The following is an 11,700-nucleotide window of genomic DNA, read 5'->3' on the forward strand; positions in this document are numbered from 1 at the left end:
ACTGAGCATTGCGTTAGCGACGGTTGGCGACCTTTCTTTGTGCGTTGAGGCGCGTCTCGGTGACGAAGGCAAAGCTGGCCCGTACGAATCGAGTGCGCTCGGCCGACAGGTACGAGAGCGCCGTGTTTCCGCAACGATTGGGCAAAGTAGGATCCCCGCCGTAGCGCAATGCCGTGGTGAGCATATAGTCGGCGAAAATGGCGCTCTCCCGGATGCGGGTCGCGCCCGAAAGGGCGTGCATGAGGGTGTTACCGTTCGGCTCGCAGACGTTGGCGTTCGGATTCAGCGCGAGCAGCACTTCCGCCGCACCGCAGTACCCCTGCCGGGCCAGCCACAGTACAGGGAGCGTGCCATCGGGGTGCGGCTGTCCGATATCGATGCCATCGTGCAGGAAAGACATTCCCAGTTGAACGAGCGCTTCGTGTGGGAGCAGCGGGTCGTGGCCCTGCTCGCAGAGACGACGCGCCTCGGCGGCCAGAGCGATAACGAAGGGCGGCACGTGGCGGTTGCTGTCTTGCGCAGACAGTCGCGCGGGGGGCGATACGCCACGCTTCGCTCGTTCTCGCGCCTGCGTAATCATCGTGTGATTCAGCCGCAGGTACTGCGCGAGTCCCTCGCCAAGCAGTGCGTATGCCGTCGTGCCTTCACGGTTGGGTTCATCGGGATCTCCGCCGAATCGCATGGCAAGGTTGAGCATGAAGAACGCGCAGACTGCGTGCTGACGGAGGTGCGTTACCGCCGCGAGATAGTGCATGAGCGTATTGCCGTTGCGGTCGGCGCTGTGGCGGCCCGCACCCAGGGCGAGCAGCGCTTCGGCGGCTGCGCAATAGCCGTTCAGGGCGAGCAACATGACGGGGGGCGATCCCGTGCGCGAGCGCAGGGACAGATCGGCGCCATGCGACTGGAGCATCGCCCCGAACTGGTAGAGCGACAGGTGCGGGACCAGCAGGTCGTGGCCTTGCAGGTGAAGGCGCTGGGCTTGCGCGGCCAGCGCGGTGGCGACCAGTGGCACACCGTTCGAGGTGCGCTGATTGGCGTCGGCGCCGAAGCTCAGCAGTGCGGGTAACCACTCGGGAGCGACCTGGCTGCACACGTGCGAGAGTGGGAGATAGACGATGCCCGGGATCTCGGACGCGGCGACATCGTTGGTCGTATCGCGGCCGCTGGCGACCAGCACCCTGAGCGCTGCCGCGATTGTGCCCGTGGGTTCGGCGGGAGGCGCCTCGTTCAGAATCGAATCGACAAACACGCTCAGGTAGGCCGAAGGCGACGCCGCGAACCGGAGCCAGAGTTGCAATCCTTCGTCGCTCAACAGTAACGCGGCGTCTTCGGGCCGCAATCGTTCACGGCGCGCCCGGTCGATGAAGATGCCGGCTTCGTCGAGCTTAGCGAGGGTGCGGTCCTGCGCTGACATGCAGAACAGCGTGGCCATCGAGAATGCCATTTCCTCGGGACGCGCCACGCCGGTAGCCAGGCAACTGTCGCGTAGCGCTCGACCCGCCGTCGTGTTCAGGTTCATCAGGATTTCCCCCGCCTGTTGCGACGAGCATTGCCCGTCTCGCCTGGCGATCAGCAGGCGATCGAGCGTCATTTCGGACAGGGCAAGGGGGGGTGCGGCGGCGCGTGACCCGTTAGGAACAACGTCGGGGGTATCGAGCAGCGGCGCGGGACTTGGATAAGAAGAGGGGGCGGCGTAAGAGGACGCCGCCGCCAGTGGGGATCGAGGCATGGAGGATATGGGTGTGTGAAAAACGTGAGCGCGTGAAAGATGTGAGCGATAGCAACAACGAGTGAAACGCGGCGCATCGAGCCTGCGTCGCAAGACGGCGTGTCACGACGCATGGCGCATGACTCACGACACGTTGCGACGGCCACGTCGGAATGCTGTGCGATGGACGACGGCGGATCTCCGGCCGACGGGCGCGCTAGATAAGTGCGCGAATCCGTCGACGCGCGGTGGTTCTGACGATCTCCAGGCGCTGATCGCCGATTTGCAAGGTGGCTGACAAGGGTTCGGAAAGCCAAGAGCGAGGCGTTTGTCCTGCACGGTTGGCTCGGTCCATGTCGCCGCCGTAGCCTGACGCGACAGCGAGGGCGTGACGCGCGAGGCAGGCGCAATCGAGCTTTACCGGGTCGTCTTGCAAGCGAACGACGTGCGCGAGATGGTGCATCAGCGTGTTGCCGTTCCGGTCGGGCGTGTTCGGATCGGCGCCGGCGGCCAGCAACGCTTCGGCGGCACCGCAGAGCCCATGGAACGTGAGCAATGCCGGCGCGGGCATGCCTTCCCGATTCGATCGCGCGAGATCCGCACCCTGCCGCCTGAGCAGTTGCGCGAGCTGGTGCAGTGAGTCGTGCGGATCAAGGGGATCGTGACCGGCGGTGTACAGGCGAAGCGCCTGTGCGCGCATGGCCACCACCGTCAGCGGCATGCCCTGGTCGTTCATCTGCTCGGCGCACGCGCCGAGTTGGAGCAGGCGGCGCAGCCACTGGGGGGCGGTCTGACTGCACAAATGCGCGAGCGGATTGCGAGGTGCCGTGGCGGTCGGGTTCGCGGGCGTGGCATCGGTCTTGTCGCGCCCGACCGCCACCAGCACGCGGAGGATCTTGTCGATGCGCGCGCGGCTCTTGGTGGTGGCTTCGCCGAAGACGTCGGAGCCGTCGAACACGCTCAGATAGCAGGTGGGAGACGCGGCGTATTGCAGCCAGAGTTTCAGCCCTTCGTTGCTTCGCAACAAGGCGGCGTCGTCGGCGCGCAGTTGCCGGGCGAGTGCCGGCACCAGGAAGATGCCGACGTCGATCAATCGATCCAGGGTGCGTTCCTCCTCGGGCGTGGTGAGCAGCGTCGCCATCTGGAGGAACAACGGTCCGTTGGGGGAGGCGCTGTCGCACGCGAGCCGCAACTCACGACTCGCGTAGGCTTGCGGGTCAACCAGGGCGCGCCAGATGTCCTGGGTGCGATATTTGCTCGACTGCTGGGCGTTGAGCAATTGACTGAGCGTCATGGCCGTCAACGGCGCGGTATCGACGCTGTAGACGCGGCGCGCTACGTTGCGCCCGATGGCGGGCGGGGCGGGCGAGAGGATTTCGGGCGAGCTGGCGGCGGGCGAGGGAATGGACGACGGACCGGGCATAGTCGTTGGGCACGTGGCGGTGGAAAAGCCGCATGGTGGCGCATAAGCCGCCGGTCGATCTTGGCATTTGTGCCCCGGGATTATCGGTGGCGGGCATGCGGGTGGAAATGCGGGTGGAAATGCGGGCGGAAATGCGGGTGGGAAGCGCTGGGAATTACAATGCGATATTCATGATTTATCGCCAAATGCTTGTATGACAGAGAAGACCTTTCCGGCCGCTGACGCCACGCCCCCTTCGGTGCAAGCGCAGGACTCTGAGGCCGTGATTGCGGCGACGCGCCATTGGCTCACACGCGCGGTGATCGGGCTGAATCTTTGCCCGTTTGCGAAGGCGGTGCACGTCAAGGAACAGATTCGCTATGCCGTGAGCACGGCATGCGATACGGAAGGCGCGTTGCTCGATCTCGAACGCGAGTTGCAGTGGTTGGCGCAAGCCGATCCGCGGGGCGTGGACACGACGCTGCTGATCATGCCGGGCGCGCTGCTCGATTTTCACGAGTACAACGACGCCTTGTTCTTCGCGCAGCGCATGCTCAAGCAGTTGCGTCTCGAAGGCGAATTGCAGATCGCCAGTTTTCACCCGGACTATCAATTCGAGGGCACGTCACCGGACGACGTGGAGAACTACACGAACCGCTCGCCGTATCCGATATGGCATTTGCTGCGCGAGTCGAGCATCGATCGCGCGGTCGAGGCGTTCCCCGAGGCCGAGGCGATCTTCGCGCGCAACGAAGCCCTGATGCGGCAGATGGGCGTGGCGGGCTATCACGCGTGGATGGCGCGGACGGCGGAGGATGAGGACGGGGCGAATGATAATGGGATCGGCGGTGCCTAAGAGACGCGCCGAACGGCGGGGGATATCCGCAGTCGCGGTGTCAGCGAGTTAGGGCGCGACTGGAAGGGCGGACGGGAGACGGTCGTGGGCGCCATCGATCGAGCGAGGTATCGACGATGCCCTCGGATGTCGTCGGCAAGTCGATACGTCTTTTGTGCTGGTTTCGCTGTTCGAGCTTCAGCGTCTGTCAGTGCCATGATCGCGACTCCCTTCCTGTTGGGGCATGGGTCGCCGGAGGCTCGGTTATGCCCCCCCAAATGCCCCCAGATTGCTCGAGGTTGGGGGGCATTGCACGGTACCTCGCGAACAAACAAAAAACCCGCAAAGCTAATGCTTATGCGGGTTTTAAGGACTTCGTCATATCCAACTATTTAAGTCGCTGGTGCCGGAGAGAGGAATCGAACCCCCGACCTTCTCATTACGAATGAGCTGCTCTACCGACTGAGCTACTCCGGCGCTGCGAAGAAGTGAGATAATAGCAGACTTTGCCCGTTTGTCACTACCTTTTCCAAAGATTTTTTGCTGTCTTTGCGTGAGTCACGCGTAAATCTTTGAAATCTCAGACATTCGGCGCTTTCGTCGTCGCAAGGCATTTTTCCCAATCATGGGCTCGCGTCATGCAGCCTTCGCAACGACGATCCATCCGCCTTGATTCCGCTTCATTCGCCCTGTTTCGCCCCTGCTTCCAGGTGATAGCCCGTCACGCGCTCGACTTCATGCTTCGAGCCGAGGAACACCGCCACGCGCTCATGCAACTTTTGCGGTTGAATTTCCAGAATGCGCTGCACGCCGTTCGTCGCCGCGCCACCCGCCTGTTCGACCAGGAAGCTCATCGGGTTCGCTTCATACATGATGCGCAGCTTGCCGGGCTTGTCTGGATCGCGCTTGTCGGCCGGGTACATGAACACACCGCCGCGCGTGAGAATGCGATGCACGTCCGCCACCATCGAGGCGATCCAGCGCATGTTGAAGTCCTTGCCGCGCACGCCTTCCTTGCCTTGCAGCAGCTCGTTGATGTAACGCTGCACCGGCGCATGCCAATGACGCTCGTTCGACATGTTGATCGCGAATTCCTTGGTGTCCTCCGGAATGCGCATGCCTTCCTGCGTGAGCACCCACGACCCCATCTCGCGATCGAGCGTGAAGCAGTTCACGCCGTGCCCCGTTGTCAGCACCAGTACCGTTTGCGGGCCATACACCGCGTAACCGGCCGCGACCTGTTGCGTGCCCGGTTGCAGGAAGTCCTTCTCGGTCGGATCCGTCACGCCTTCCGGGCAACGCAGCACCGAGAAAATCGTGCCGATCGACACGTTCACGTCGATATTCGACGAGCCATCAAGCGGATCGAACATCAACAGATACTCGCCCTGCGGATAACGGTTAGGAATGTGGAAGACGTCTTCCATCTCTTCCGATGCCATCGCCGCCAGGTGCCCGCCCCATTCGTTCGCTTCGAGCATGATCTCGTTGGAGATCACGTCGAGCTTCTTCTGTACTTCGCCCTGTACGTTCTCACTGCCCGCGCTGCCCAGCACGCCGCCAAGCGCACCCTTGGACACGGCATGGCTGATCGACTTGCACGCGCGCGCGACCACCTCGATCAGCAGACGCAGCTCCGCAGGAATGTTGTCGAACTCCCGCTGCTGTTCGATGAGATATTGGGTAAGGGTCTTGCGCCGCATGTGGGCCTCCGGGAAAGCAAAAAAGCGTACCGATTCGAGATGGACGCAATTTTACTCGTAAAGACGCACGGCCCCCGCGAAAAATCCTTGGGGGCCGTGCAATTTCAGGTGTGGCTGAGGTAGGTTTCGGTGTTTTCCGAGCGACGACCGATCAGTCGAGGCCGTCGAACAGGGCGTCGTCCGGGCCGATGTGCGAAGGCGCGCGCCATGCGGCGTCGCGCATGCTGTGCTGTACCTGCTTGTCCACGCCGAGCAGGATCGCGAAGATCGCCATGCGCACCGGAATGCCGTTGTCGGTCTGACGGAAGATCGCCAGGCGCGGGTCGTGATTCAGGTCCGTCGACAGATCGTTGGCGCCGGGCCGGCTGTCACGCGGCAGCGGGTGCATGATGATCGTGCGGGCGTCGCAGTATTGGTTGATCAGCGCTTCGTTGATCTGGAAGTCCGGCGTGTAGCCCTCGATGGCTTCATCGGCGAAGCGTTCCTTCTGGATGCGCGTGGCGTACACCACATCCGCACCGTTCAGATCAGCGAGCGAGTGGCTCTGCACGATCACGTGACCGTTTTGCGAGATCTGATCGAGGATGTACGTCGGCATTTCCAGCGACGGCGGCGAGATCAACGTAAACTTCAGGCCGCGGTACAGGGCGAGCAGCTTGATGAGCGAGTGCACCGTGCGGCCGTAGCGCAGGTCGCCGACCATCGCGACATGCGCGCCGTCGACCAGCTTGCCCAGACGCGAAAACTCGCGGCCGATCGTATAGAGGTCGAGAATCGCCTGGCTCGGGTGTTCGCCCGGGCCGTCGCCGCCGTTGATCACGGGAATGTTCGTGGCGCGGGCAAACTCGGCGACCGAACCCTTTTCCGGGTGACGTACGACGAGCGCGTCGACATATCCGCTCATCACGCGACTCGTGTCGTAGATCGATTCGCCCTTGGCCATCGACGAGAACGTGAAGCCGGTCGTGTCGCACACCGAGCCGCCCAAGCGACAAAAGGCTGCGCCAAAGCTTACGCGGGTACGCGTGCTGGCTTCAAAGAACAGATTGCCGAGCACCGCGCCTTCGAGCACACGCGAAATCTTTTGCCGGCGCGCAATCGGTTGCATGATATCGGCGACGTGGAACAGGGCTTCGAGCGAATCGCGCGAGAACTGGTCGACCGAGATCAAATGCGGCTTGCCGTCGAGGCCCATGCGTTCACGCAGCGGCTTGTGTGCGCTTTGCGTAGATTCCGAGGACGGGGCTTCGCGACCGAGGATTTCACCGACGAATTTCTCCACGATGCTCGGCATCGTGCGATATTCGCTCGAGTCCTCCGGCAGCAGCCAGGTGTCGAGGGCGCGCCGGCGAACGCCGATGCGCTCGGCGAAGCTGTCGCGGGTCATGTTCAGGCGGCGCATCGCGTCGCGCAGGAAAGTCTGCTGTGCACTCATGGTCGGGTCGGCAGGGAGGTGTACGCGATGCGTATAATAGGCGTCGATTCGTTGTTTGTCCAGCAAAAGACGTGCCCCGCGCGGGGCCGCGCCAGCCGGGCGTTTCCGGCATTTCCGGCGTATGCCGTACGGGTATGGAAAACCTTCTCCGCAAGCTAGACCTTACATCTTTGCGCCTTTTCGTGGCCGTGTGCCAGGAGCGGAGTATGGCGCGTGCCGCCGAGCGCGAATTCATTGCGCCGTCGGCGATCAGCCGCCGCATTGCCGACATCGAAGCGATCGTCGGTCTCCCGCTTATCCAGCGTCATCAGCGCGGTATTACCGTCACGCCGGTGGGTGAGACGGTGCGCCGCTACGCCGAACACATTCTCGGCACCATTGAATCGCTGGGGGCGGAGTTGTCGCAGTTCCACGAAGGCGCGCGCGGCAGTGTGCGCATCGCGGCGAACCTGTCGGCCATCGTGCAGTTCCTGCCGGAAGATCTGGCCGCGTTCGGCCGAGTGTTTTCCGCCGTGGACGTCGAGCTCGACGAACAGCACAGCAACGAAGTGCTCCAGCGCGTGGCCGAGCGGGCCGTGGACGTGGGAATCTGCAACGCCGTCGAAGGCATCGAGGCGTTCACGATGGTGCCGTACCGCCGCGACCGCCTCGCCGTGATTCTGCCCGCTGGACATCCGCTGGCCGCGCGTGCGGGCGAGATCCCGTTCTCGGCCTGTGCGGGAGAGACGCTGGTGGGCCTTCAAGGCAACAGCGCACTCACGCAGTTGCTGCGCCAGCAGGCGAGCGCAGCAGGGGCGCCGTTGCGGATCAAGATTCGCGTGTCCAGTCTCGACGCGTTGTGCCGCATGGCGCATGCGGGCCTCGGCATTGCCATCGCGCCCGAGCAGGTCGGTCAACTCTACGTGGGCAAGCTCGATGTGGTCGTGCGCCCGTTGACCGACGAGTGGGCGCATCGCCAGCTCTGGCTCGTGTTCCCCTCGCGCGAGCAGTTGAGTGCGACGGCATCCGCCGTGGTGAATTTCCTCGCACAAGGGCAGGCGGGATCCGGGCTGTAACGGGAACTCGCGACGCGCGAAGGCCTTTCATCGGTTCGTCGCGGCGGCACACTGGCGGCCCGAGGCGCCCCCGCAACGGCTCACGCCGACGCGCCGAACCGGCGATCCGCCGCGCGCGCCTCACTTCGCAAACGGTCACGCCGGCCTTGCCAAGACGGCACGGCAGGGTGCAAACCGCGCCGCTATGCTGTCTTCGGGAACACGGTTCGGCTGCGACGTTCGTTTCGGTGGCTGCATTCGGTTCCTGTCCGACGTTTCGGTCATCGTGCGCGGTGCGCGGACTTGATGAATATCGCCATTTTTCGTACTACGTCGCAAAGCTGACAGGCGCGGTGTCATTCGCGGCACAATTTCGCCCCCTTGCCTGTCGATTCATGGTGTATCCGATGCGCCGGCCAAGGCTCGTCTGGCGATTGCCTGCCAGCCGGTCGGCCGGGACGCGTCGGACAATGATCTGTTCGGCCATGACCGAGCGGGCCCGGAGACGATTTCCATGCTATCCCCCGACGCTTCAATGCCTTCCATGCCTCGCGCCGCTCAAGCGCCCGCCGCGGCAACCCGCCTGAGCCCCGGCGATATTTCCGCCCGCCTCGACCGTCTGCCTCCGACACGCACCGTCTGGAAACTGGTGGTGCTGCTCAGTCTCGGCTTCTTCTTCGAACTCTACGACCTGCTTTACACGGGCTATGTGGCGCCCGGGCTGGTGAAAAGCGGCATCCTGACGCCTACGACATCGGGGCTGTTCGGGATGACGGGCGTGGCGAGCTTCATCGCGGCGCTGTTCACCGGTCTGTTCATCGGCACCATCGCCTGCGGCTTTCTCGCGGATCGGTACGGCCGTCGCGCCGTGTTCACGGGCTCGCTGCTCTGGTACACGGTGGCCAACGTCATCATGGCGTTTCAGGATACCGCCACGGGTCTCAACTTCTGGCGCTTCGTAGTGGGGCTTGGCATCGGCGTGGAGCTGGTGACGATCGGCACCTATATTGCCGAACTCGTACCCAAGCAGATTCGCGGTCGGGCGTTCGCGTGCGAACAGGCGGTCGGCTTCACCGCCGTGCCGGTCGTTGCGCTGCTCGCCTACTGGCTCGTGCCGCGCGAGTTCCTCGGCCTGGCGGGCTGGCGCTGGGTGGTGCTCATCGGCGCCCATGGTGCGGTGTTCGTCTGGTGGATTCGCCGCGCGCTGCCGGAGAGCCCGCGCTGGCTGGCGCAGAAGGGGCGCCTCGACGAGGCGGACCGGGTCCTCTGCGAACTGGAAGCGAAGGTCGCCCGCGAGTACGGCAAACCGCTGCCACCCCCGGGCGAGCCGGAGCGGGTCGTGCCGAAGGGCGCGTTCCGCGACATGTGGGCACCGCCGTATCGCAAGCGCGCGATCATGATGATTCTGTTCAACATCTTCCAGACGGTCGGCTTCTACGGCTTCGCCAACTGGGTGCCTACGCTGCTCATCAAACAGGGAATTACCGTGACGACGAGTCTGGCATACGCCAGCGTGATCGCGCTGGCCGCCCCCGTGGGTCCGCTGATCGGGCTGTGGATGGCCGACAAGGTCGAGCGCAAGCACGCCATCGTGTGGACGGCCGGCATCGGTATCGTGTGTGGGATCGCGTTCTCGCAGGTGACGTCGTCGTTCCTGCTCGTGGCAATGGGGATCGGCCTGACGCTCGCGAACAACATCATGTCTTACAGCTATCACGCGTACCAGACCGAACTGTTCCCCACGGGGATCCGGGCGCGCGCCGTCGGCTTCGTCTATTCGTGGAGCCGCTTCTCGGCGATCTTCACGGCATTCCTGATCGCCGCCGCGTTGCGCCATTTCGGGGTAACCGGGGTGTTCGTGTTCATCTCGTGCGCGATGCTGATCGTCATGCTTGCCATTGGCCTGATGGGTCCGCGCACACGTGACATCGCGCTGGAGAAGATCTCGCAGTAAGGCATAGCGCCGCGCGCCGACGCGGCCATTCCCCGCTTGCTTTCGGAGTCGCCGATCATGACGGATCTGCAAACAGAAGCGGCCTACGAGGCCAACGCCGTTCGTTACAACGAGGACTGGCGCAACCAGCCGCCGCCTCACGACATGTACGCACTGCTGGTGCGCCATTTCGTCCCCGGTGGACGCACGATCGATGTGGGCTGCGGCAACGGACGCGATGCCGCCTGGCTCGCGCAGCAAGGGTTCGACGTGGTGGGCTACGACAGTTCGCCCGCACTCGTCGACCTGGCGCGTCAATCGTTTGCGTCGGTGACGTTTCACGTCGGGCACCTCCCGGGACTGGAAGGCGTGACGACGCAGTTCGATAACGTGATGTGCGAGACGGTGCTGATGCATCTGCCCGCGAATGAAGTGCCGCAGGCGGCCGCCCGGCTCTGGGCGCTCGTGCGTCCTGGAGGCGTGCTTTACGTTTCCTGGCGTGTCACCGAGGGTGACGATCTTCGCCATGCCGACGGACGGCTCTATAGCGCCTTCTCGCCCGACGTGGTGCGCGCTGCCCTTCACGGCGGCGTAGCCTTGCACGAGGAGGACGTCACCAGCGCGAGTTCCGGTAAGCGAGTGTGCCGTCTGGTCGTACGGCGCCCGGCTTGACACCGGGCATGGCGATTGACCGCGCGACGCCGCGTCAGAGCAATTCGATTTCCGGTAGCGTGAGCAGGCTCGTCTCGCGCATGAGCGAGACGAATTCGCCGATATAGGGACGCGCGGTGATCGCCGGCAACGTTGCCGCCCAGAGTTCGGCGGTGAGCCCCTGTGGCGTGATCGGGCGCGCGCTCACATAGCGTCGCTCGAGATACCCCGACACGGCCCACAGCGGCAGAGCCGCCAGCCCGCGCCGGCTGGCGACCAGTTGCAGAATCGCCACCGTCAACTCGGTGGTGCGGCGCGTCGGCTCGATCCCTGCGGGACGCAGCACCTGACGCACGATATCGAGCATGTCGTCGGGCACGGGATAGGTGATGAGCGTTTCGTCACGGAAGTCCACGGCGTCGAGATACGGTTTGCCGGCGAGCGGATGGTCGTTCGCCATGATCGCGATCATCTGGAAGCGGAACAGCGGGTGGAAGTCGACCGCCTCGCCTTCCTCACGTTCGGAAATGATCGCCAGATCGGCGCGGTCCTGATGCAACAGCCCGATGGGGTCGGCATGAAAGCCCGACACGATATCGAGTTCGACTTCCGGCCAGCGTTGCCGGAAGGCATCCATCGCGGGCATCAGCCAATCGAAACACGTGTGGCATTCGACTGCGATGCGCAGCGTGCCCTGGGTGCCTTGTGCAAGCCGCGTGAGGTCGCGGCCCGCTTCGTCGACCGCCGGCACGACTTCCTCCGCCAACGCCAGCAGCCGCTTGCCCGCGGGGGTGAACACCAGCGGCGACGACTTGCGCACGAACAACGGCAAGCCGTAGAAATCCTCCAGTGCCTTGATCTGATGAGAGAGCGCGGACTGCGTCAGGTGCAGCCACAACGCCGCACGCGAAACGCTGCCTGTATCGCGCAACGCGAGCAGCGTCTGTAGATGGCGAAGTTCGATGGGTGTGCGTTGCATGAATAAAATTAATAATAAAT

Annotated in this window: 10 protein-coding genes and 1 tRNA gene; 5 read left to right on the plus strand and 6 right to left on the minus strand. The window is 63.8% G+C overall.

All coding sequences use genetic code 11. The features are described from left to right. Positions 1 to 13: 13 nt before the first annotated feature. Together PCE31107_RS16820 and PCE31107_RS16825 are read right to left on the minus strand one after the other, a co-directional pair. Positions 14 to 1,729, minus strand: coding sequence for an ankyrin repeat domain-containing protein (locus tag PCE31107_RS16820; RefSeq protein WP_150609939.1), 1,716 nt, complete (start codon positions 1,727 to 1,729; stop codon positions 14 to 16). Between the two features lie 196 nt (positions 1,730 to 1,925). Beyond that, positions 1,926 to 3,131 (minus strand): hypothetical protein, encoded by a 1,206-nt coding sequence (locus tag PCE31107_RS16825; RefSeq protein WP_150609941.1) that lies wholly within the window; start codon positions 3,129 to 3,131, stop codon positions 1,926 to 1,928. A gap of 32 nt (positions 3,132 to 3,163) precedes the next feature. On the opposite strand from PCE31107_RS16825, the gene PCE31107_RS23420 reads away from it, so the two are divergent. Next, entirely contained in the window at positions 3,164 to 3,328 is a 165-nt protein-coding gene (locus PCE31107_RS23420) for a hypothetical protein (RefSeq protein ID WP_174966699.1), read from the plus strand. Next, on the plus strand, positions 3,325 to 3,966 hold the full coding sequence (locus tag PCE31107_RS16830) for a DUF1415 domain-containing protein (protein WP_246181863.1): 642 nt from the start codon (positions 3,325 to 3,327) through the stop codon (positions 3,964 to 3,966). The genes PCE31107_RS23420 and PCE31107_RS16830 overlap by 4 nt, the downstream gene beginning before the upstream one ends. A gap of 380 nt (positions 3,967 to 4,346) precedes the next feature. On the opposite strand, the gene PCE31107_RS16835 is transcribed toward PCE31107_RS16830, so the two are convergent. The 3 genes from PCE31107_RS16835 to PCE31107_RS16845 form a co-directional block, all read right to left on the minus strand. Then, positions 4,347 to 4,422 (minus strand) — tRNA-Thr (locus PCE31107_RS16835). A gap of 203 nt (positions 4,423 to 4,625) precedes the next feature. Next, on the minus strand, positions 4,626 to 5,648 hold the full coding sequence (locus PCE31107_RS16840) for a class 1 fructose-bisphosphatase (protein WP_130026552.1): 1,023 nt from the start codon (positions 5,646 to 5,648) through the stop codon (positions 4,626 to 4,628). A 151-nt stretch (positions 5,649 to 5,799) separates the two neighbouring features. Next, positions 5,800 to 7,083 (minus strand): aspartate carbamoyltransferase, encoded by a 1,284-nt coding sequence (locus tag PCE31107_RS16845; protein WP_026131998.1) that lies wholly within the window; start codon positions 7,081 to 7,083, stop codon positions 5,800 to 5,802. A 134-nt stretch (positions 7,084 to 7,217) separates the two neighbouring features. Between PCE31107_RS16845 and PCE31107_RS16850 the strand changes: the two genes are divergently transcribed. The 3 genes from PCE31107_RS16850 (at position 7,218) to PCE31107_RS16860 (ending at position 10,722) form a co-directional block, all read left to right on the plus strand. Beyond that, on the plus strand, positions 7,218 to 8,138 hold the full coding sequence (locus tag PCE31107_RS16850) for a LysR substrate-binding domain-containing protein (RefSeq protein ID WP_026131997.1): 921 nt from the start codon (positions 7,218 to 7,220) through the stop codon (positions 8,136 to 8,138). A 514-nt stretch (positions 8,139 to 8,652) separates the two neighbouring features. Further along, a complete protein-coding gene (locus PCE31107_RS16855; protein ID WP_150609943.1) occupies positions 8,653 to 10,071 on the plus strand; it encodes an MFS transporter in 1,419 nt (472 codons plus the stop codon). A gap of 57 nt (positions 10,072 to 10,128) precedes the next feature. After that, the gene (locus PCE31107_RS16860) at positions 10,129 to 10,722 is read left to right on the plus strand and encodes a class I SAM-dependent methyltransferase (RefSeq protein WP_150609945.1); all 594 of its coding nucleotides are present in this window, start codon (positions 10,129 to 10,131) and stop codon (positions 10,720 to 10,722) included. Between the two features lie 34 nt (positions 10,723 to 10,756). On the opposite strand, the gene PCE31107_RS16865 is transcribed toward PCE31107_RS16860, so the two are convergent. Further along, a complete protein-coding gene (locus PCE31107_RS16865; protein WP_150609947.1) occupies positions 10,757 to 11,680 on the minus strand; it encodes a LysR family transcriptional regulator in 924 nt (307 codons plus the stop codon). Positions 11,681 to 11,700 lie beyond the last annotated feature (20 nt).

The organism is Pandoraea cepalis, from assembly GCF_902459625.1.
GTDB lineage: Bacteria > Pseudomonadota > Gammaproteobacteria > Burkholderiales > Burkholderiaceae > Pandoraea > Pandoraea cepalis.

Bases quoted from the DNA above. Each gene is read 5' to 3' on its own strand.
- PCE31107_RS16830 (WP_246181863.1), top strand. From the start codon at position 3,325: ATGACAGAGAAGACCTTTCCGGCCGCTGACGCCACGCCCCCTTCGGTG.
- PCE31107_RS16855 (WP_150609943.1), top strand. From the start codon at position 8,653: ATGCCTTCCATGCCTCGCGCCGCTCAAGCGCCCGCCGCGGCAACCCGC.
- PCE31107_RS16865 (WP_150609947.1), bottom strand. From the start codon at position 11,680: ATGCAACGCACACCCATCGAACTTCGCCATCTACAGACGCTGCTCGCG.
- PCE31107_RS16845 (WP_026131998.1), bottom strand. From the start codon at position 7,083: ATGAGTGCACAGCAGACTTTCCTGCGCGACGCGATGCGCCGCCTGAAC.
- PCE31107_RS16820 (WP_150609939.1), bottom strand. From the start codon at position 1,729: ATGCCTCGATCCCCACTGGCGGCGGCGTCCTCTTACGCCGCCCCCTCT.
- PCE31107_RS16840 (WP_130026552.1), bottom strand. From the start codon at position 5,648: ATGCGGCGCAAGACCCTTACCCAATATCTCATCGAACAGCAGCGGGAG.
- PCE31107_RS16825 (WP_150609941.1), bottom strand. From the start codon at position 3,131: ATGCCCGGTCCGTCGTCCATTCCCTCGCCCGCCGCCAGCTCGCCCGAA.
- PCE31107_RS23420 (WP_174966699.1), top strand. From the start codon at position 3,164: ATGGTGGCGCATAAGCCGCCGGTCGATCTTGGCATTTGTGCCCCGGGA.
- PCE31107_RS16850 (WP_026131997.1), top strand. From the start codon at position 7,218: ATGGAAAACCTTCTCCGCAAGCTAGACCTTACATCTTTGCGCCTTTTC.
- PCE31107_RS16860 (WP_150609945.1), top strand. From the start codon at position 10,129: ATGACGGATCTGCAAACAGAAGCGGCCTACGAGGCCAACGCCGTTCGT.